Here is a 19,307-nt window from a genome sequence, read left to right as displayed (position 1 = left end):
TTCCTATAATTAGCGCCCTTTGTTGCTATGGCGTCCAACCGGTCCTTGACCGATGTAACCATCGAAATCGATGAACCGTCTCGCTGCTATTTTGCCGGCTTCCAATGTTGTTGTGAGCGTGGACGCTACTAGCAAGAAGCGCGCGTTTGAGCAAGCTGGCCTGTTGTTTGAAAATCGACATGCTGTCGCGCGCGCGACTGTCGCTGATAACCTTTTCGCGCGGGAACGACTGGGCTCTACCGGTCTTGGTCACGGAGTGGCTATTCCCCATGGGCGGATCAAGGGCCTCAAAAATCCGTTGGCTGCGGTTTTGCGTTTGTCCAGCCCGATTCCTTTTGATGCGCCCGATGACGAACCGGTCAGTCTCCTGATATTTCTTCTGGTGCCCGAGGCCGCCACACAGCGACACTTGGAAATCTTGTCTGCCATCGCCGAGCTCTTATCGGATCGAGAGTTGCGGGACCGCCTCAAAACCGAGCCGGATGCCGCCAAAGTGCACGATCTGATTTCGCGTTGGGAACCTTTGAAATCAGTCGCTTGAAGCCAACAGTCATCAGTGCAGAAGCACTTTTCGAAGTCCATCGCACCACATTGCACTTGGAGTGGATTGCAGGACATGCGCATCCCGAGCGGCATTTCGATGAATCGGCCATTCGCAATGCGCAGTCTGCTGCTGATCTGGTCGGATACCTGAACTACATCCACCCATACCGGGTACAGATTTTTGGCGTTCGTGAAACAGCGTATCTACATCAAGCTGATGCGGAAACGCAAGAACGCCGTATCTCTCGCATCGTCACGCTTGAGCCGCCTGCCATTGTGATTGCGGACGGCTGTATGCCGTCTGACCGGTTGGTGGCGATGTGTGAGCGTGCTGAAATACCGTTGTTCGTGACCCGAGAGTCTGCGGGGCACGTGATTGACGTCTTGCGAGGCTACCTTGCACAGCACTTTGCGGATCGCATCTCTCGCCATGGCGTTTTCATCGACATCCTTGGCTTGGGCGTTTTGCTGACGGGTGAATCCGGGTTGGGTAAAAGCGAGTTGGGCCTAGAGCTGATCTCTCGTGGGCATGGGTTGATTGCCGATGACGTGGTTGATTTCTACCGCGTGTCTCAGGCCTCCGTTGAGGGCCGCTGCCCTGAGCTTTTGGCCAACTTGTTGGAAGTTCGGGGCATCGGATTGCTGGATATCAAGGCGATTTTTGGTGAAACGGCGGTGCGTCGAAAAATGCGGCTCAAGCTGATCGTGCACCTGGTGCGCAGGGATACTTTGGAACGCGAGTTCGAGCGACTGCCGTACGAGCCGCTCTACGAGAACGTGCTTGATATTCCAGTGCGTAAAGTCGTGATTGCTGTCGATGCTGGACGAAACTTGGCTGTCTTGGTTGAAGCGGCTGTTCGCAACACGATTTTGCAGTTGCGGGGTATCGATACTTACCGTGACTTTGTTCAGCGTCACCGATTGCTCATGGAGCAAGGGGATCCAGGTTTTTGATACCGAGGTTTTCTCCTTCACGGAGACAGGCCACGCGATGCGGACAGGGTGCGCGTCGGCAGTGAGCGTACAGCGCTAACGAGTGTTCTTGTAGAAGGTAGCCTCGCTCTTGGGCGATAGCGCGCTGCCTAGATTCGATCTCGGCATCACAGAACTCCTCGACATGACCACAGTCTAGACAGACGAGATGGTCGTGGTGTTGACCTTCGTTGAGTTCAAAGACCGATTTGCCACTCTCAAAGTGATTGCGGATCAAAATGCCCGCCTGTTCAAACTGGAGCAGCACTCGGTAGATGGTGGCTAAGCCAATTTCAGTGCCTTCAGCCAGCAAGATTTTGAAAATATCTTCAGCGGCCAAGTGACGCTGGTGCGCCTGTTGAAAGACTTCCAAGATCTTGATGCGGGGCAGGGTGGCTTTGAGACCCGTACTCTTGATTTCTTCCGCGTTGGTCATGGTGTGGTGTGCGGCTGGTGATTCAAAGTGATCTGTGGAGGGTGGCGATGAGGCTAGAGGCGACACCGCTAGAATGCCCGGATCATATCGGTCCCCCTTTGTGGCGTTCTAGCCTTCTTTTGTCTGGTTCCTATGCGTTCATTGCGGCCCTTTGGCAGCCGATTTCTTCTCTTGATTGTTGCTTTCAGCTTGTCTGCTTGCAGTACCGCAGGGGGAGACGTGGCTTGGTGGCGCTTCAAACCATATCGAGCTGATGTGGTCCAAGGCAATGTGGTGACCCAAGACATGGTGTCGCAGTTGCGCCCGGGGTTGCATCGAGATCAGGTCCGCATGTTGCTCGGGTCACCGTTGCTTGCTGACGCTTTTCATGGAGATCGTTGGGATTACATCTTCAGTTTGCGTCATCAAGGGGTGGTGACCCAAACACGCCGAGTGACGGTTTATTTTGAAAAAGATCGGGTTAGCCGGTTTGATGCGGATGCCTTGCCCACTGAGCAGGCCTTCGTTGCGTCGATTGAGGTCAAAAAATCCGAGAAACGTGATCGACCGCTGGTCTTGAGTGAGGCTCAAGTGGCAGCCTTGCCCCTGCCGAATCGGGTTGAAGCGATCAAACCACCTCTTGATGCGGCCAGTGCGCCGATGCGCAACTATCCTCCCCTTGAACCTTTGACAACGACGCGATGAGCGCTATGCACAAAATTGCCGTGGCTGGCTGTACCGGCCGCATGGGTCATATGTTGATCGAGGCCGTGTTGGCCGCGGATGACTGCCAACTTGCAGGGGCCCTTGACCGCGAGGGCAGCCCGGCCTTGGGCGTGGATGCCTCGGCTTTTCTGGGCAAAAGCAGCGGGGTGATCACCCAATCTGAGCTGCGAGCCGGACTGAGCAACGCTGAATACTTGATTGATTTCACCCGTCCCGAGGGCACGATGGCGCACTTGGCGATGTGCCGCGAGCTGGGCGTGAAGCTCATCATCGGCACCACAGGTTTTAGCGCTGAGCAAAAGGCGGAGATCGAAGCGGCGTCGAAGGACATCGCCATCGTGATGGCGCCAAACATGAGCGTCGGCGTCAATGTGGTGCTGCGCTTGCTTGACATGGCAGCGCGTGCGCTCAGCCAAGGCTACGACATCGAAATCGTTGAAGCGCATCACCGCCACAAAGTCGATGCGCCCAGCGGCACGGCGCTGAAGATGGGCGAGGTGGTGGCCGAGGCACTTGGGCGTGATCTGAAGACCTGCGCTGTGTACGGCCGCGAGGGCGTGACTGGCGAGCGTGATCCGAGCACCATCGGCTTTGCCACCGTGCGTGGCGGCGATGTGGTGGGAGACCACACCGTGATGTTCATGGGTACCGGCGAGCGCATCGAGGTGACGCACAAGTCCAGCAGCCGCGCGACCTACGCGCAGGGCAGCTTGCGCGCTGTGCGCTTCCTTGCCACGTCATCCAGCGGCCTGTACGGCATGGACGACGTGCTCGGCCTGCGCTGAGAACCTGAACCGCGAAGGCGACCGTTCCATGGGAAGTTTTTGGCAGATTTGGTCCGAAGGCGACGCCATCCACCGGGTGGTCGCTACGGTGCTGCTTTTGATGTCGATGTCGGCCTGGGTGTTGATTCTTTGGAAGAGCTGGATCTTGGTTCGCGCTCGTCGGGATCTGGCCTTGGCGGTGCCGGCTTTTTGGGCCGCCCCCGATTGGGCGGCGGCGCGTTTGCAAATGCAAGCGCTGGACCGCGAGCAAGTGGCGTTGCCGCTGCTTGACGCGGCCCTGCAAACATCGCCTGCGGGCACCTTGGAAGCTGCGGGCAACGTGGGTGCGCAGCTCACGCGCCGTCTGCGCGATGCTTTGCATGGGGTCTTGACCCAGCTTCAGTTCGGCCAAGTGTTGTTGGCCTCGATTGGGGCCACCGCGCCGTTCATCGGTCTTTTTGGCACCGTGTGGGGGATTTACCACGCGCTGCTGGGCATGTCGGCCTCGGGCTCGATGGGCATCGACAAGGTGGCCGGCCCCGTCGGTGAAGCGCTGATCATGACCGCTGCGGGCTTGGCGGTGGCGATCCCGGCGGTGTTGGCCTACAACGTCTTCGGCAAATGGGTCGGGGCGTGCGAGGCGGAGCTCGAAGGCTTCGCGCACGATCTGCGTGAAATGGTGTTGCAAGACCATGGCCTTCGGTCGGCTTGAACGCACCCGGGCGCCGCAGCCCATGAGTGACATCAACATGACGCCGCTGATCGACGTCATGTTGGTGCTGCTGGTGATCTTCATGATCACCGCGCCCTTGATGACCGCCAGCTTGAAGCTCGATCTGCCCAAAGCCGACGCGCCGGCTGTCACCGAAGCCACCCCGACTTTCATTGCGCTGGCCCTCGCTGCTGACGGTGCCAGTTATCTTGGTGAAGAAAAAATCCTGCCCACCCAGATGGCGGCCCGGCTGGCCGACCAAGCCCGCCAGATGCCGGATGCCGAAGTGCAACTGCGCGCTGACCGAGCCGTGCCCTATGGCCGCGTGGCCGAGTTGATCGGCCAGTTGCAAAAAGTGGGCTTGAACCGCATAGCCTTTGTGGCAGAGCCGGGCGGCGTGGCTGCCTCGGCTGCGCCCTGAACCCCGATCAGTGATTAGTCGTCCGTCCCCATATGTCGATTTCAGAAAAATACGAACCCACCGCCCTTGAATCGGCGGCCCAAGCGGCTTGGCGTGCTGCCGACGCCTACCGCGTCACCGAGGATGCACGCGACGCCCAAGGCCACCCGAAGCCGAAGTTCTACGCCTGCTCGATGCTGCCCTACCCCTCGGGCAAGCTGCACATGGGCCATGTGCGCAACTACACCATCAACGACATGCTGACGCGCCAGCTGCGCATGCGCGGCTACAACGTCTTGATGCCGATGGGTTGGGACGCCTTCGGTCTGCCGGCCGAGAACGCCGCACTGAAAAACGCCGTGCCGCCCGAAAAGTGGACGCGCGAGAACATCGCCTATATGAAGGGTCAGATGCAGGCCATGGGCCTGGCCATCGACTGGTCGCGCGAGGTCGCCACCTGCGACCCCGCGTACTACAAGTGGAACCAGTGGCTGTTCCTGAAGATGCTCGAAGCTGGTATCGCCGAGCGCCGCACTCAGGTTGTGAATTGGGATCCGGTCGATCAGACCGTGCTGGCCAATGAGCAGGTCATCGACGGGCGCGGCTGGAGAAGCGGCGCTTTGGTTGAAAAGCGCGAGATCCCCGGCTATTACTTCAACATCGTCAAGTACGCCGATGAGTTGCTTGCAGCGGTGGCCGATCCGCAAGACCCGAACTATCTCAGCGGCTGGCCGGAGCGCGTGCGCCTGATGCAGGAAAACTGGATCGGCAAGAGCGAGGGCGTGCGCTTCGCCTTCCCGCACCAGATCGCGGGCGCGGACGGCGCGCTGATCCAAGGCGGCAAGCTCTTTGTGTTCACGACGCGTGCCGACACCATCATGGGTGTGACCTTCTGCGCCGTCGCTCCCGAGCACCCGCTGGCTGCGCACGCTGCCGCGAGCCATCCGGCGTTGGCGGCTTTTATCGCTGAATGCGCCCACGGCGGCACCACCGAAGCCGAACTGGCGACGCAGGAAAAGAAGGGCGTGCCGACGGGTCTGTTCGTCACGCATCCATTGACCGGCGCGCAAGTTGAAGTCTGGGTCGGCAACTACGTGCTGATGAGTTATGGCGATGGCGCAGTGATGGGTGTGCCGGCACACGACGAGCGCGATTTCGCCTTCGCCAAAAAGTACGGCCTTGAGATCAAGCCGGTGGTGCAGGTGGGCGAAGAGGCGTTTTCGCTCGACGGCTGGGCGGACTGGTATGGCGACAAGCAACGCGCCGTGTGCGTCAACTCCGGCGTCGGATTCGAGTTTCTGGACGGCCTCGGCTACAAGGACGCGGTGAGCAAGGTCGCTGAACTCGTCGGCGCCTTGGGCTTGGGCGAGAAGAAGACCACCTGGCGCCTGCGCGACTGGGGCATCAGCCGTCAGCGCTACTGGGGCACGCCGATCCCGATCATCCATTGCGACGACTGCGGCGCGGTGCCGGTGCCGGCCGCCGACCTGCCGGTGGTGCTGCCGATCGACTGCGTGCCAGACGGCTCGGGCAATCCGCTCAAGAAACGCACGGACTTCCTGAACGTCGCCTGCCCCTGCTGCGGCAAGCCCGCGCAGCGCGAGACCGACACGATGGACACTTTCGTCGATTCGTCGTGGTACTTCATGCGCTATTGCGACGCGCAAAACAGCGACGCGATGGTGGCCGGTGGCACCGACTACTGGATGCCGATGGACCAGTACATCGGCGGCATTGAGCACGCCATCTTGCACTTGCTCTACGCGCGCTTCTGGACCAAGGTGATGCGCGATCTTGGCTTGGTCAAGGTCAATGAGCCCTTCACCAAGCTGCTGACGCAAGGCATGGTGCTGAACCACATTTACTCGCGTCGCACCGACAAAGGCGGCATCGAGTACTTCTGGCCGCACGAGATCGAGAACGTGATCGATGCCCACGGCAAGATCGTGGGGGCCACGCTCAAGAGCGACGGCTCGGCGGTGGACTACGGCGGCATCGGCACGATGTCCAAGTCGAAAAACAACGGCGTTGATCCGCAGGATCTGATCAACCAGTACGGCGCCGACACGGCGCGCCTCTTTGTGATGTTCGCCAGCCCGCCAGAGCAGACGTTGGAGTGGAACGATGCCGGCGTGGAAGGCGCGCACCGCTTCATCAAGCGGGTCTGGGCTTTCGGGGCCAAGAACGAGGCGCTGCTGCAAGGCGCAAGCGCCTTGGCGGGCGAGCTGCCGGCGGGGTTGTCAAGCCAAGCCAAGGCGTTGCGCCGTGAGGTCCATCTGGTGTTGCGTCAAATCAGCCATGACTTTGAGCGCATGCAATACAACACCGTGGTGTCGGGCGGCATGAAGCTGCTCAATGCGCTCGAAGGCTACAAGCACGATGGCAGCGAGGCATCCGCCGCCGTGTTGCGCGAGGGCTACTCGGTGCTGCTGCGTTGCCTCTACCCGGCCTGCCCGCACATCACGTGGACGCTTTGGGCGGAACTTGGTTACGCCGCCGCTCAAGGTGATTTGCTCGACGCGCCTTGGCCGCAGGTTGATGAAGCGGCTTTGGTGCAAGACGAGATTGAGCTGGTTTTGCAGGTCAATGGCAAGACGCGGGGCTCGATCACGGTGCCGGCGGGCGCTGACAAAGCCGCCATCGAAGCGGTGGCAGCGGCCAGCGCTGAGGTGGCACGGTTTGCTGAGGGCCGGGCACCGAAGAAGATCATCGTTGTGCCGGGTCGCCTTGTGAACGTGGTGGTCTAACGTGACCATGAAGCTGGCGCGACGCGGGGCCTTGAACCAACTGCTCGGGCTGGCGGCTGCGGGCGGCGCAGTTTGGCTGAGCGGCTGTGGCTTTGCGCTCAAGCGTCCGCCCGAGTTGCCTTTCAAGCGCATCTACTTGGCCGGTTTTGCGCCGCTTTCGCCCATGGCGGACGAATTGCGTCGCCAGTTGCGCCTCAGTCCGGGCGTGCAAGTGGTCGAGGAAGCGGGGCAGGCGGATGCGATCTTGGAGTCGCTGGTCGATGCCCAAGAGCAGGTGGTGGTGGCTTCGACCACCGCCGGTCAAGTGCGTGAGTTGACCCTGCGTTCGCGCTTTCGCTTTCGGGTGCGCGCCATGGCAGGCAAAGAGCTGATCCCGGAGACCGAGTTGGTCCTGAGCCGCGATATGAGCTACAGCGAAACCTTGGCGCTGGCCAAGGAGGCCGAGAAAAACCTCATTCACCGCACTTTGCAAAGCGATATCGCCCATCAAGTGTTGCGTCGCTTGGCGGTGCTGCCCCATGCAGATTCGCGCTGATCAGCTCGCGGCGGCGCTGAAGCGGGGGGCGCAGCGCATGGTGGTGCTGCACGGCGATGAGCCTTTGTTGCATCAAGAAGCGGCTGATGCCGTGCGTGCTTGGGCCCGCCAAGCCGGCTTTACCGAGCGCCAAGTCCACACCGTGAGCGGCGCGCATTTCGACTGGAGCAGCCTCTTGGGTGCGGCCAGCGAGATGAGCCTGTTTGCCGCGCAGCAGCTGATCGAGATTCGCCTGCCTTCCGGTAAACCCGGCAAGGATGGCTCGGAGGCCTTGCAGCGCTACGCCCGGTTTGCCCGCGAGCGCAGCGAAGATTTGTTCACCTTGGTGCTGCTACCGCGCTTGGATCGCACCCAGCTGAGCAGTGCTTGGATGACGGCGCTCGACGAGGTGGCGCTTTGTGTGCGCATCGATCCCATCGATCGCCGAGCCTTGCCGGCTTGGATCGCACAGCGCTTGGCCGCGCAGGGTCAGCGGGTCGAGGACGCCGAGGCCGGGCAGCAGGCGCTGGCCTTTTTTGCGGATCGGGTTGAAGGCAATTTGCTGGCAGCGCACCAAGAAATCAGCAAGCTCGGGCTGCTGCATCCCCCTGGGGTGCTGAGCTTGGCGCAGATCAGCCAAGCAGTGTTGAATGTGGCGCGCTACGACGTCTTCAAGCTCAGTGAGGCAGTGCTGGGCGGTCAAGTCGGGCGGGCGCTGCGCATGCTCGAAGGCCTGGAGGCCGAAGGCGAAGCGGCCGTGCTGGTGCATTGGGCGCTGGCCGATGATCTGCGCATGCTTTTGCGCGTCCACACCGCCGTTGCGGCCGGCCAACCCTTGGCCATGGTGCTGCGTGAGGCGCGGGTTTGGGGCGTGAAAGAAAAGCAAGTCGAGCGTTTGATGCCGCGCCTGAAAGGTCCGGTCTTGGTCGAGTTGATCCACGCGGCCCGCATCTGCGATGGCTTGGTCAAGGGCATCGTGCATCCCGCTTGGCCGCGTGATCCTTGGCAGGCGTTGCGTCGGCTGATGCTGATGACGATGGAAGGTTTGACGGTATCACCCCCCATGATTTTGAAGACGCTATGACTTCGACTGACGCATCTGCGGCTCCTGCGGCCCCTGTGGCGCGCCCCGATGGCGCTTTCCTGTTCAGCCATGTCGCCCATTTCATCGCCTTGGGCGCGGGCAGTGGCCTGAGTCGCGTCGCGCCGGGCACGGTGGGTACGCTCTGGGGTTGGGCCAGTTTTTTGCTGCTGGATCGGTGGCTCCATGCACCCGGTTGGGCGTTGGTTTTGCTGCTCAGCACCGGCATCGGTTGGTGGGCCTGCACCCGCACGGCGGAAGACGCCCGCATCGCTGACCCTGGCTTCATCGTCTGGGACGAAATCCTCGCTTTTTGGCTGATCCTGTGGCTGGTGATGCCGGCGCCGTTTTGGGTTCAAGCGCTGGCGTTCGGGCTGTTCCGTTACTTCGATGCCGCCAAACCGGGGCCGGTGGGCTGGGCTGATCAAGCTTTCAAGGGCGGCGGTTGGCGCGGTGGCTTTGGCATCCTTTTCGATGATTTGGTGGCCGCCCTGTGTACCTTGTTGGTGATGGCCGTGGGCGTGCGGTTGTGGGGCTCTTGGGCATGACGCCTCCTGACCTGTTGACTGAACTCTCCGCCGCTTTGGTGCGACGCGGCTGGATGCTGGCGTGTGCCGAGAGCTGCACGGGCGGGCTGATCGCGGCCTGCTGCACCGATCAGCCCGGATCAAGCGCTTGGTTTGACCGGGGATTTGTGACCTACAGCAATCAGGCCAAGGTCGAGATGCTGGGCGTGCCACTGGCGTTGATCGAACAACATGGGGCCGTGAGCGCGCCGGTGGCCGAAGCGATGGTGCGCGGTGCCTTGCAGCATTCACACGCCGAATGGGCCGTGGCGGTGACCGGCATTGCTGGGCCTAGGGGCGGCACGACGGATAAGCCGGTTGGCACGGTGTGGTTGGCTTTGGCCCAGCGCGATCAAGCCGCCAAGGTGGTTTGCCTCCACGCCTCGGGCCGTCGATCTGAGATCCGGGCGCAAGCGGTGCGCTTTGCGCTTGATCATTTGGGCGGCTTGGTGGGTTCAGCCACAGCCTGATCCGGCCTATAGTGACCAACATCATTCACAAGGAGAACCTATGGAACGACGTCATCTGATGCAAGGTTTGGGCGGCCTGACTTTGGCCGCGCTGTCGGCTTCGGTGCTGGCCGCAGCGGAAGATCCGCACGCCCATCACCATCATGTTGCTGCGGGTGCCGGTGCGGGTGGCAAACCGACCCGTGCCCTGATCGCCTCGGCCAGCGACTGTGTCATCAAGGGTGAAGCCTGCTTGGCGCACTGCTTGCAACTGTTGGGCGACGGCGACAAAGAGATGGCTGCCTGTGCGCAGTCGGTCAATCAAATGCTGCCGGTGTGTACGGCGCTGCAAAAGCTCGCCAGCCAAGACTCGAAGTACCTCAAGGCCTATGCCGCCTTGGCCGCTCAGGTTTGTGAAGACTGCGAAAAAGAGTGCCGCAAGCACGAGAAGAAGCACGACGAGTGCAAGGCTTGCGCCGAGTCCTGCGCGGCTTGCCTCAAAGAATGCAAGGCCTACGCGGCCTGAAGGGGGCCGGTCGTGCTCAGGCCGTGAAGTGATCGAAAGATGTCCATGGGGTGCTGAGCGGCATCCCTTGGGCGTCCAAAACCCGGATCAAGGCTTCATCGGGGCTGGTTGTCGTGGTCGCGGCTTCCATTCGGCCGATGCAGCTCACCGGCGTGTCGCTTTGTGCGGCCGCCGCCAAGACTTGAGCGCGCTTGGCGGGTTCGGCGGTGAAGAGCAATTCATAGTCATCGCCGCCGCTCATCAGACAAAGGTGCTGCCGGGTGCGGCTTTGGCGGCGCAATGCGCCACTTCGCGGCAGTGCGTCAATGTCCAGCGTGGCGCGGATGGGGGCATGGCTGGCGCTGCGCGCCAAGATGTGCCTCAAATCGCCCACCAAGCCATCCGAGAGATCGATGGCGCTGCGGGCCACGCCGCGCAAGGCCAAGCCCAAGGCGACCCGTGGGGTTGGGCATTCAAGCGCTCTGCGGGCATGGGTGAAATCGGCCCTGGACAAGGCCACGGTGCCGCGCAAGGCTTCCAAGCCCAGCCGGGCATCGCCCAGCTGACCGCTGACCCAGATGTCGTCACCAGCGCGGGCCCCGCTGCGCAGCAAGGCTTGGCCGTGCGGCACTTCGCCAAAAACCGTGATGCAGATGTTGAGCGGCCCAGCGGTGGTGTCGCCGCCGACCAATTCGATACCGTGTTCATCGGCCAGCCGGTGCAAGCCTTGGGCAAAACCCGCCAAGAACGTCGCATCCATGCGTGGCAAAGCCAAGGCCAAGGTGTAGGCCATGGGCTTGGCACCGCAGGCCGCCAGATCGGACAAATTCACCGCCAAAGCCTTGTGCCCGAGGTGCTCTGGGGCCACGGTGGACAAAAAGTGCCGCCCCTCGACCAGCATGTCGCTCGACACCGCCAGATGCCTACCCGCCTGCGGGGCGAGCAAGGCGCAATCGTCGCCGATACCCAACGGTTGGCGGCGTGTGGGGCGGGTGAAATAGCGCGCAATCAGATCGAATTCGCCGGAGGCCATGGCATGAAAGAGACGGGTTGTAGGGCGGGTCGATGGGGTGATGGCTTCCGAATTAGACTCGGGGGAGTCGATGTCACGTCAAAGAAATCCGGAAACCATCATGTCGAATATTGAAGATAAGAAGAGCCAATTCCGACGCAGCGCGCTGGAGTATCACGAGTTTCCCACGCCGGGCAAGGTGGCCATCGCGGCCACCAAGCAGATGATCAATCAGCGCGACTTGGCCTTGGCCTATTCACCGGGCGTGGCTGCGGCCTGCGAAGAGATCGTGATTGATCCGGACAACGCGTTTCGCTACACCTCGCGGGGCAACTTGGTGGCGGTGATCACCAACGGCACGGCGGTGTTGGGGCTGGGGGACATTGGCCCCTTGGCCGCCAAGCCGGTGATGGAGGGCAAGGCGGTTTTGTTCAAGAAGTTCGCCGGCATCGATGTCTTCGACTTGGAGATCAACGAGCGCAACCTCGACCGTTTGGTGGACATGATTGCCGCGCTGGAGCCGACCTTTGGCGGCGTGAATCTGGAAGACATCAAGGCCCCGGATTGCTTCTACGTTGAGCGTCGTTTGCGCGAGCGCATGAATATTCCAGTGTTCCACGACGATCAGCACGGCACGGCGATTGTGGTGGGGGCTGCCCTGCTCAACGGACTCAAGGTGCTGGGCAAGGATATTCGGCAGGTGAAGCTGGTGTCTTCCGGGGCGGGTGCAGCCGCGTTGGCGTGCCTGAACTTGTTGGTCAAGTTGGGCATGCCGCGCGAAAACATCTGGGTCACCGATCTGGCCGGGGTGGTTTACACCGGGCGCCAAGCGTTGATGGATCCCGACAAGGCTGAGTTTGCGCAGGACACCGCGCTGCGTACCTTGACCGAGGCCATCGACGGCGCCGACGTTTTCTTGGGCTTGTCGGCGGGGGGGGTCTTCAAGCAAGACATGGTCCGCAAGATGGCCGCCAACCCGATCATCTTCGCCTTGGCTAATCCGACCCCGGAAATCTTGCCTGAGGACGTCAAGGCGGTGCGGGGGGACGCCATCATCGCCACGGGGCGGACGGACTATCCGAACCAAGTCAACAACGTTTTGTGTTTCCCCTACATCTTCCGAGGCGCGTTGGACTGCGGTGCCACCACCATCACCGATGAGATGGAAATTGCGGCGGTGCGTGCCTTGGCTGAGCTGGCTCAGGCGGAACAAAGCGAAGTGGTCGCCGCCGCTTATGCGGGTGCGACCTTGAGCTTTGGGCCGGAATATTTGATCCCGAAGCCCTTTGATCCGCGGCTGATGATCAAGATTGCCCCGGCCGTAGCGCGGGCTGCGGCCGAGTCGGGTGTGGCGCGGCGGCCGATCAAGGATTTCGAAGCCTATGGCGAAAAGCTGCAAAGCTTTGTCTATGCCTCGGGCACCATCATGAAGCCTATCTTCCAGTTGGCCAAGCGGGCTGAGGCCAAGCGTGTAGCCTATGCGGAAGGCGAGGATGAACGCGTCTTGCGGGCTGTGCAAGTGGTGGTTGATGAAGGGTTGGCACGACCCACTCTGATTGGCCGGCCACAGATCATTGCGCAGCGCATCGAGAAATTTGGTCTGCGGTTGGAAGAGGGCCGTGACTATGACGTGGTCAACACCGACTTTGATGCCCGCTACCGTGACTACTGGCAAACCTATCACCGCATGACCGAGCGCAAGGGCGTGACCCAGCAGCTGGCGAAGATTGAAATGCGTCGCCGACTGACGCTGATCGGGTCCATGCTGCTGCACAAGGGCGATGTCGATGGCATGGTTTGTGGCACTTGGGGCAGCACGGCCAATCACTTGACCTACATCGACCAAGTCATTGGCCGTCGCCCGGGTGTGAACACCTATGCCTGTATGAATGGGTTGGTGTTGCCGGATCGGCAAGTTTTTGTGGTCGATACCCATGTCAATTACGATCCAACGGCCGAGCAAATTGCTGAGATCACCATCATGGCGGCCGAAGAGCTGATGCGTTTCGGTATCCAGCCCAAGGCGGCGTTGTTGTCCCATTCGAACTTCGGTTCCAGTACATATCCTTCCGCGCTCAAGATGGCTGAGGCCTTGCGGCTGATCAAGGCCAAGGCGCCTTGGCTCGAAGTGGACGGGGAAATGCATGGCGATACTGCGCTTGATCCAGCGTACCGTGCTGGCTTGATGCCTCACACCACGCTGTCGGGTGAAGCCAACCTGTTGGTGATGCCCAACATTGACGCTGCCAACATCAGCTACAACTTGCTCAAAACTGCCGCCGGTGGGGGTATTGCGATTGGCCCTGTCTTGCTTGGTGCGGCTCAACCTGTGCACGTGTTGACGCCTTCGGCGACGGTTCGGCGTATCGTGAATATGACCGCCTTGACCGTCGCCGATGCCAATGCGGCCCGTTGATTGTCGAATACAGCAAGACTTTGCTGTATTCTTAGCAGTTTGACGTGCATTTGTGAGATGCGCCCTTGAGCTTTGCGCGCCATTTCTGTACCATGGCAGACTCGTGGATCAGGATAAACCCTCGTTGGTGGCTATGGCGCGCTTGTTCTTTCGGCTTTTTGTCTCTGTTGCTGCGCTCTGTGGCTTGCTATGGAGCGCTGTTTCTCAAGCAAGAGTCGATGCTCCATTGGCCGCCGTTGCGTTGTCGGCAATGTCTGGGCATGCGCAGGCGACGTACCGACTGATTCTTGCGGGCGGGCCGTTCCCCTACGAGAAGGACGGCATCGTTTTTGCCAACAGGGAAAGAATTTTGCCTCGTCAGGCGCGCGGTTATTACCGTGAGTACACGGTGCCGGTGCCAGGGGCTCAGGGGCGGGGGGCGCAACGCATGGTCTGTGGTGGCGTCCAGCCGAAAACCCCTGATATCTGTTATTTCACGCAGGATCACTATGCGAGCTTTTCCCGCATCTTGCCGTGAACTCCATGAATATTGAGGATTACCAAGGGACCGTCATGCTGCTGCAGTCTGTGCGTCCGAACATTGTTCAGTCGATCCGTGCTTTTCGGGTCGATGATCTGATGAAGTCTGCTGAGGAAATGGGACACCATTTCCTGTATGCCAATCTTTCCAAGGCGCAGTCCAAGCAAGAAGTGCTGGACGGTATCGCCGAGGCCTTTCTTTTTCCCGCACACTTTGGCAAGAATTACGATGCCCTGCATGACTGCATGACCGACTTGGTTCACAAGTCGGGTGCGCAATCCGGGTTCATTGTTGTGCTTGAGCAGTTGCCCGACGGGCCTCGTTTTGATCGCGAGGCTCGTGAGCAGTTGCTTGATGTTTTCCGAGATGCGGCAGATTTTTGGGCGGACAGAAAAGTCCCGTTCAGATGTTTCTATTCTTTTCGGTAGCCCGCTCTCAGGAACATGGGCAATGGGAGCGGGCTGAAGTGGCTCAAACTAGCGCACCGGTCAAGCAGGGGAAGCATGTGGCGCCAGTCTTTGCGCCGCATATGCCTTTGATGAGTAGTGCGTTTGATACCTCGTCTTTGTTGGTCGTCGCGTAGTTTTGTTGTTTTCGATCCAATTCGAGGCCTACCGTTTGGTGGGCTTTCGTCTTTGTGGGTCTCGAAGTGTTGCGGTCCGATCTGGGTGTGTGGTGTATTTCTCGATGACTTGGTCTGCATGGGAATATTTCCCATGTCTTATGATAGGCTGATCCGATTCTGAAGGAGTGTGGGTGCGATGCTATATGCCCTGATTACCGCGCTTGTTCTGGGCGTTTGGAAAATCAGTTCCATCGGCTTGTTCAAGGCCGGGGACGATGTTGGTTACTGGCTCGGGGTTTCCGGCGGTGTGATGATGTTGTTTATCTTTCTCTATCCGCTGAGAAAGCACATTCGCTTCTTTCACCGACTCGGTCAGATGAAGGGCTGGCTTGTGGTGCACATGGCCCTAGGCATTGGTGGCCCACTTCTCATCCTTGCTCATTCGACCTTCCACATCGGATCACTCAATGCTGCCGTGGCGCTTTACAGCATGCTGATTGTGGCGGGCAGTGGGATCGTTGGCCGTTTTGTGTATGTGCGGATCACGCGTGGCGTTCAAGGTGAGAAGGATCAGCTGCGCATGTGGCGTGATCGGGCGGGTTGGGACAAGGGTGATATGCGATCTTTGTTCAAACTTGTCCCCAGTCTAGAAACACGACTGGTGGAGTTTGAGTCCTTTGCGCTGACGGAAGATCCCGGCTGGCATGGGGTGGTTTCCCGGTTATTCGTTCTGCCGTGGGCTGAGTGGCGCGTTTATCGCACTTGTCTTGCTGAGATGGATGCGCCGATGCGAGCCCTTGCGGAAAAGAACCAGTGGCATGCCTATGACCGCGTTCGACGTAACCGCAATGCCCGCGTGTTGGTGCGCAAGGATATGGATGCTGTGTTACGTGTTGCGCAGGTCTCAGCTTACGAGCGATTGTTTGCACTTTGGCACGTGGCGCACATCCCTTTCGTCTATCTTCTGATCATCAGCGCCATTGTTCATGTCATTGCAGTGCATGCCTATTGATGACTGTTGACTCCATTCGAGTGAGGTTTCGTTGAAAGTACGTGTGTGGTGGTCCTCCAGAGATCGGCAATGTTGGGCGGCATGGTGGTTTGCGCTCTTCTTGGCTCTCGTGGCTTTGCCTGCCGCCGCTGTTCCGGGGCTGGAGTCAGTCCTTTCCCCCGGTAAGCTCGTTAACGCACACGTCAAATGGGAGAGCGATTGCGCTCGCTGCCACGTCAAGTTTGATCGCACGGCTCAAGATCAGCGCTGTGTTGATTGCCATAAAGAAATTGCCCAAGACGTGGTGAATAAAACGGGCTATCACGGCCGTATGAAGCCTCAGATATGCCGTTCTTGTCACACCGATCACAAAGGACGCACGGCACAGATCGTCAGTCTCGATAAAAAGAGTTTCGACCATACGAAGACGGACTTCCAGTTGTTTGGAAAGCACGTCAAAGTGACCTGCGATAAGTGCCATGACGCGTCTAAAAAGTGGGCGCAGGCTGCGAATACTTGCGTGGAATGTCACCGCAAGGAGGATGTCCATAAAGGGTCTTTGGGGCTCAAGTGTGCTGACTGTCACAACGAAAAGAGCTGGAAAGACACCGATTTTGATCACGGTGAGACGAAGTTCCCACTGCTTGGGAAGCACGTTGATGTGAAGTGCGCAACGTGTCACAAGGATGCTCGCTACAAGGAAACGCCGAAGGCGTGTGTCGCCTGTCACCGTAAAGATGATGATCAAAAGGGTCATAAAGGGTTCTTTGGCGATAAGTGCGAGTCGTGCCACGGGGCCAAGTCTTGGAAGACGATCGCCTTCAACCACGATGTCGATACCAAGTACGCACTGGAAGGAAAGCATCGCACCACGGGCTGCAAGGACTGCCACACAGGGCCGCTTTACAAAGCTAAATTGGCCGCCGATTGTTTGTCTTGTCACAAGAAAGACGACAAGCACAAGACGATGCTTGGACCCAAATGCGATGGATGTCATACACCGCAAAATTGGAAAACCTTGGCTTCTAAGGCTGTTGTCGGCGGTGCACGCTCAGCTGAGGGGCGAGTTTTCGATCACAGCACGTCGAGTTTCCCTTTGCTAGGCGGGCACGTCGACTTGGAGTGCAAGGATTGCCACAAGACCTTGCTCTATAAAGATGCACCGAAAGATTGCTGGGGTTGTCACAAGGCGGATGACGACAAGTCGCACAAGGGTACGTTGGGTAAGGCTTGTGTCAATTGCCATACCGAGCGAGTTTGGAAAAACACGCTCGGTCGGTTTGATCACGACAAGCTCAAGTTCCCTCTGCGCAACGCACACGCCAATCCCAAGATTAGCTTGGTGGTCGATGGCTCGGTTGCCAGAACAGGTTGTAAGGCCTGCCATGCCAACCCGAGTAGCTTGCGCAATACGCCAACAGACTGCTACAGCTGCCACAAGAAAGATGACAAACACGAGGGCACGCTCAACACCCGTTGTGACAGTTGTCACTCGGACAAGTCATGGAAAGTGGCTGCCTTTGATCACAATCGAACCCGATTCCCGTTAACGGGTTTGCACGTGTTGGGTGGGGCGAAGAATGTCACCTGCAAGGGTTGTCATACGACGTTGCGCTACAGGGAGGCACCGCAGGAGTGTGTGGCTTGTCACAAGAAGGATGACCGGCACAAACTCAAGTTTGGTGTTCGCTGTGAGGATTGCCATAACGTGCGTTCTTGGGATCTTTGGAGCTTCGACCATGATCGGCGCACTTCGTACAAGCTTGAAGGTGGGCATCGCGTGAAAGCGACCTGTGAGACGTGCCATCGCAGACCGGCTCCGGCCAATCGTGCGACAGATCCTGTTGGGACCGTGTGCGTCAGTTGCCATCGCAACGATGATCGCCATGACGGGCAATTCGGGGCGCGTTGTGACCAGTGTCATGGTGTGGACAACTGGGCCAAGGTGATTCAACCGGGTAGCCGTAAAGGGGCCTCACAAGCTTTTCATCAGCTTGATCGCGGACCATCGGAGCGCCGTTCTACAGACGCTGGCGCGACGAGTCGGTCTTACGCATTTGAAACTGGAGGAATGAAATGAACAGAAGTGGCTCATCCCTGACCGTGAGTGAGCGGTTACTGGGACCGTCTCCATGGCTGTCTTTTCTTTTTCTGCTTGTGTGGATGTGTTTGGGTGTGAGCGCTCATGCCCAAATTCGTAAGGCCGAGGATCATGGCAAAACAGGGTATGCATTGACTGGGTCTCATTCGACTGCGAAGTGCGAAGCGTGTCACCTCAATGGCGTGTTTAAAGGTACGCCGCGGGAGTGCGTTTCTTGTCATACATCGGGAGCCTCACATGCTCGCTCCAATGTGGTGAAACCGGCAAATCACTTACCAACCCAGAACAGCTGCGATACCTGTCACATCACTCGCGCCTTCAGCGGGGCAAGATTCAGCCACTCAGGGGTTCAGTCTGGCACCTGCACCAACTGTCATAACGGCATCTATACCAGTGGCAAGCCTCAGGGGCACATCTCCACTCAGGCTTCATGCGATACGTGTCACCGTCCCTCTGGCTGGAGGCCTGCTACGGCTTTTGACCATACCAATGTGACTCCAGGTACGTGTGCAACTTGTCACAATGGCGTGACAGCAACCGGCAAACATGCTTTGCATATGCCGGTTGCAGGAGCATCGACTTGCGATAACTGTCACCGACCGACGGGGTGGAAGCCGACGCTGTGGAATCACAGCCAGTTGGTGGTGAGTGGGCAGTGTGCGACGTGTCACTCGGGGGCTTATCCGCCAGCGGATGGTCCGGTGGTGAACCACATTCCCTATAAGTCAGTTACAGGGATCACGGCGACGAATTGCGACAGCTGCCACAAGGGGTACGGTTCGTGGGCGACGGGGATGTTGCACAGTTCGGTGTCGGTGAGTAGTCAGTGCGCGACGTGCCACACGGGCAGTTATTTGGGGGCTGTGGGCAAGCCGGCGACGGCGACCCATGCGAGCGTGACGGGCAACTGCGAAAGCTGCCATAAGTCCACGACAAGCTGGGCCTCCTCTGGCAAACCGGATCACAGTTTGTTCACTGCTGCGACGAACTGCGCCGGATGTCATAACGGCAGCACGGCCACGGGGCGACCAAGCACACACATTCCGATGGGGAATGCGACGTGTACCACGTGCCACAACACAACGGGTTGGAAGCCGACGCTGTGGAATCACAGCCAGTTGGTGGTGAGTGGGCAGTGTGCGACGTGTCACTCGGGGGCCTATCCGCCAGCGGATGGTCCAGTGGTGAACCACATTCCCTATAAGTCAGTCACAGGGATCACGGCGACGAATTGCGACAGCTGCCACAAGGGGTACGGTTCGTGGGCGACGGGGATGCTGCACAGCTCCGTGTCGGTGAGCAGTCAAT

General features: G+C 59.4%; 20 protein-coding genes. 18 read left to right on the top strand and 2 right to left on the bottom strand.

All coding sequences use genetic code 11. From position 1 onward, the window contains the following. Positions 1–70: 70 nt before the first annotated feature. Both AB3X39_RS12915 and hprK read left to right on the top strand, forming a co-directional pair. On the top strand, positions 71–541 hold the full coding sequence (locus tag AB3X39_RS12915) for a PTS sugar transporter subunit IIA (protein ID WP_009453148.1): 471 nt from the start codon (positions 71–73) through the stop codon (positions 539–541). Beyond that, the gene (gene hprK / locus AB3X39_RS12910; RefSeq protein WP_369417788.1) at positions 538–1,497 is read left to right on the top strand and encodes an HPr(Ser) kinase/phosphatase; all 960 of its coding nucleotides are present in this window, start codon (positions 538–540) and stop codon (positions 1,495–1,497) included. Before AB3X39_RS12915 ends, hprK begins: the two co-directional genes overlap by 4 nt. Here the strand turns inward: hprK and fur are convergent. After that, positions 1,469–1,951 carry a ferric iron uptake transcriptional regulator gene (fur, locus tag AB3X39_RS12905; protein ID WP_369417787.1) on the bottom strand — a complete coding sequence of 161 codons (483 nt, stop codon included), beginning with the start codon at positions 1,949–1,951 and terminating at the stop codon, positions 1,469–1,471. The genes hprK and fur overlap by 29 nt on opposite strands. A gap of 189 nt (positions 1,952–2,140) precedes the next feature. On the opposite strand from fur, the gene AB3X39_RS12900 reads away from it, so the two are divergent. Genes AB3X39_RS12900 through AB3X39_RS12855 form a run of 10 tightly spaced genes read left to right on the top strand, consistent with a single transcriptional unit; the run spans position 2,141 to position 10,415 of the window. Beyond that, positions 2,141–2,635, top strand: coding sequence for an outer membrane protein assembly factor BamE (locus AB3X39_RS12900; RefSeq protein WP_369417786.1), 495 nt, complete (start codon positions 2,141–2,143; stop codon positions 2,633–2,635). Then, a complete protein-coding gene (dapB, locus tag AB3X39_RS12895; RefSeq protein ID WP_369417785.1) occupies positions 2,632–3,441 on the top strand; it encodes a 4-hydroxy-tetrahydrodipicolinate reductase in 810 nt (269 codons plus the stop codon). Before AB3X39_RS12900 ends, dapB begins: the two co-directional genes overlap by 4 nt. Before the next feature lie 28 nt (positions 3,442–3,469). Further along, complete coding sequence (locus AB3X39_RS12890; protein WP_369417784.1) at positions 3,470–4,132, top strand: MotA/TolQ/ExbB proton channel family protein; 663 nt, start codon at positions 3,470–3,472, stop codon at positions 4,130–4,132. Continuing rightward, entirely contained in the window at positions 4,113–4,553 is a 441-nt protein-coding gene (locus tag AB3X39_RS12885; RefSeq protein WP_369417783.1) for an ExbD/TolR family protein, read from the top strand. The genes AB3X39_RS12890 and AB3X39_RS12885 overlap by 20 nt, the downstream gene beginning before the upstream one ends. A 38-nt stretch (positions 4,554–4,591) precedes the next feature. Then, a complete protein-coding gene (gene leuS, locus AB3X39_RS12880) occupies positions 4,592–7,279 on the top strand; it encodes a leucine--tRNA ligase (RefSeq protein ID WP_369417819.1) in 2,688 nt (895 codons plus the stop codon). A gap of 7 nt (positions 7,280–7,286) precedes the next feature. Then, the gene (locus tag AB3X39_RS12875) at positions 7,287–7,814 is read left to right on the top strand and encodes an LPS-assembly lipoprotein LptE (protein ID WP_369417818.1); all 528 of its coding nucleotides are present in this window, start codon (positions 7,287–7,289) and stop codon (positions 7,812–7,814) included. Further along, complete coding sequence (gene holA / locus AB3X39_RS12870) at positions 7,798–8,877, top strand: DNA polymerase III subunit delta (RefSeq protein WP_369417782.1); 1,080 nt, start codon at positions 7,798–7,800, stop codon at positions 8,875–8,877. Before AB3X39_RS12875 ends, holA begins: the two co-directional genes overlap by 17 nt. Beyond that, positions 8,874–9,422 carry a phosphatidylglycerophosphatase A family protein gene (locus AB3X39_RS12865; RefSeq protein WP_369417781.1) on the top strand — a complete coding sequence of 183 codons (549 nt, stop codon included), beginning with the start codon at positions 8,874–8,876 and terminating at the stop codon, positions 9,420–9,422. The genes holA and AB3X39_RS12865 overlap by 4 nt, the downstream gene beginning before the upstream one ends. Next, complete coding sequence (locus AB3X39_RS12860) at positions 9,419–9,910, top strand: CinA family protein (RefSeq protein ID WP_369417780.1); 492 nt, start codon at positions 9,419–9,421, stop codon at positions 9,908–9,910. Before AB3X39_RS12865 ends, AB3X39_RS12860 begins: the two co-directional genes overlap by 4 nt. Before the next feature lie 40 nt (positions 9,911–9,950). After that, positions 9,951–10,415 (top strand): four-helix bundle copper-binding protein, encoded by a 465-nt coding sequence (locus tag AB3X39_RS12855; protein ID WP_369417779.1) that lies wholly within the window; start codon positions 9,951–9,953, stop codon positions 10,413–10,415. Positions 10,416–10,431: 16 nt separating this feature from the next. Here AB3X39_RS12855 and thiL read toward each other — a convergent pair whose 3' ends face one another. Continuing rightward, positions 10,432–11,427: a thiamine-phosphate kinase gene (gene thiL, locus AB3X39_RS12850; protein ID WP_369417778.1), complete on the bottom strand. Its 996-nt coding sequence runs from the start codon at positions 11,425–11,427 to the stop codon at positions 10,432–10,434. Between the two features lie 100 nt (positions 11,428–11,527). Between thiL and AB3X39_RS12845 the strand changes: the two genes are divergently transcribed. From AB3X39_RS12845 to AB3X39_RS12820, 6 genes are all read left to right on the top strand, one after another. Then, positions 11,528–13,822 (top strand): NADP-dependent malic enzyme, encoded by a 2,295-nt coding sequence (locus tag AB3X39_RS12845; protein WP_369417777.1) that lies wholly within the window; start codon positions 11,528–11,530, stop codon positions 13,820–13,822. A gap of 133 nt (positions 13,823–13,955) precedes the next feature. Continuing rightward, positions 13,956–14,339: a guanyl-specific ribonuclease gene (locus AB3X39_RS12840; protein ID WP_369417776.1), complete on the top strand. Its 384-nt coding sequence runs from the start codon at positions 13,956–13,958 to the stop codon at positions 14,337–14,339. Between the two features lie 35 nt (positions 14,340–14,374). Then, positions 14,375–14,770, top strand: coding sequence for a barstar family protein (locus AB3X39_RS12835; RefSeq protein WP_369417817.1), 396 nt, complete (start codon positions 14,375–14,377; stop codon positions 14,768–14,770). A 333-nt stretch (positions 14,771–15,103) separates the two neighbouring features. Then, positions 15,104–15,919 (top strand): hypothetical protein, encoded by an 816-nt coding sequence (locus AB3X39_RS12830; RefSeq protein WP_369417775.1) that lies wholly within the window; start codon positions 15,104–15,106, stop codon positions 15,917–15,919. 109 nt (positions 15,920–16,028) lie between these two features. Then, positions 16,029–17,978, top strand: a complete 1,950-nt coding sequence (locus tag AB3X39_RS12825) for a cytochrome c3 family protein (RefSeq protein ID WP_369417774.1) — start codon at positions 16,029–16,031, stop codon at positions 17,976–17,978. Beyond that, positions 17,975–19,307, top strand: a 1,333-nt coding sequence (locus AB3X39_RS12820; RefSeq protein ID WP_369417773.1) for a cytochrome c3 family protein, incomplete at its 3' end; no start/stop codon positions are given. The genes AB3X39_RS12825 and AB3X39_RS12820, both read left to right, overlap by 4 nt.

The sequence above is a fragment of the Leptothrix ochracea genome (genome assembly GCF_041083635.1).
Classification (GTDB): domain Bacteria; phylum Pseudomonadota; class Gammaproteobacteria; order Burkholderiales; family Burkholderiaceae_C; genus Sphaerotilus; species Sphaerotilus ochraceus.
Note: the sequence above shows the minus strand (reverse complement) of the source record. Positions and strands in the feature narration are given on the sequence as shown.

What these genes read in the sequence shown, in the direction of transcription:
- AB3X39_RS12915 (WP_009453148.1), top strand. Translation starts at nt 71, where the DNA reads ATGAACCGTCTCGCTGCTATTTTGCCGGCTTCCAATGTTGTTGTGAGC.
- fur (WP_369417787.1), bottom strand. Translation starts at nt 1,951, where the DNA reads ATGACCAACGCGGAAGAAATCAAGAGTACGGGTCTCAAAGCCACCCTG.
- dapB (WP_369417785.1), top strand. Translation starts at nt 2,632, where the DNA reads ATGAGCGCTATGCACAAAATTGCCGTGGCTGGCTGTACCGGCCGCATG.
- AB3X39_RS12890 (WP_369417784.1), top strand. Translation starts at nt 3,470, where the DNA reads ATGGGAAGTTTTTGGCAGATTTGGTCCGAAGGCGACGCCATCCACCGG.
- AB3X39_RS12885 (WP_369417783.1), top strand. Translation starts at nt 4,113, where the DNA reads ATGGCCTTCGGTCGGCTTGAACGCACCCGGGCGCCGCAGCCCATGAGT.
- AB3X39_RS12875 (WP_369417818.1), top strand. Translation starts at nt 7,287, where the DNA reads ATGAAGCTGGCGCGACGCGGGGCCTTGAACCAACTGCTCGGGCTGGCG.
- holA (WP_369417782.1), top strand. Translation starts at nt 7,798, where the DNA reads ATGCAGATTCGCGCTGATCAGCTCGCGGCGGCGCTGAAGCGGGGGGCG.
- AB3X39_RS12865 (WP_369417781.1), top strand. Translation starts at nt 8,874, where the DNA reads ATGACTTCGACTGACGCATCTGCGGCTCCTGCGGCCCCTGTGGCGCGC.
- AB3X39_RS12860 (WP_369417780.1), top strand. Translation starts at nt 9,419, where the DNA reads ATGACGCCTCCTGACCTGTTGACTGAACTCTCCGCCGCTTTGGTGCGA.
- AB3X39_RS12855 (WP_369417779.1), top strand. Translation starts at nt 9,951, where the DNA reads ATGGAACGACGTCATCTGATGCAAGGTTTGGGCGGCCTGACTTTGGCC.
- thiL (WP_369417778.1), bottom strand. Translation starts at nt 11,427, where the DNA reads ATGGCCTCCGGCGAATTCGATCTGATTGCGCGCTATTTCACCCGCCCC.
- AB3X39_RS12845 (WP_369417777.1), top strand. Translation starts at nt 11,528, where the DNA reads ATGTCGAATATTGAAGATAAGAAGAGCCAATTCCGACGCAGCGCGCTG.
- AB3X39_RS12840 (WP_369417776.1), top strand. Translation starts at nt 13,956, where the DNA reads ATGGCGCGCTTGTTCTTTCGGCTTTTTGTCTCTGTTGCTGCGCTCTGT.
- AB3X39_RS12835 (WP_369417817.1), top strand. Translation starts at nt 14,375, where the DNA reads ATGCTGCTGCAGTCTGTGCGTCCGAACATTGTTCAGTCGATCCGTGCT.
- AB3X39_RS12830 (WP_369417775.1), top strand. Translation starts at nt 15,104, where the DNA reads ATGCTATATGCCCTGATTACCGCGCTTGTTCTGGGCGTTTGGAAAATC.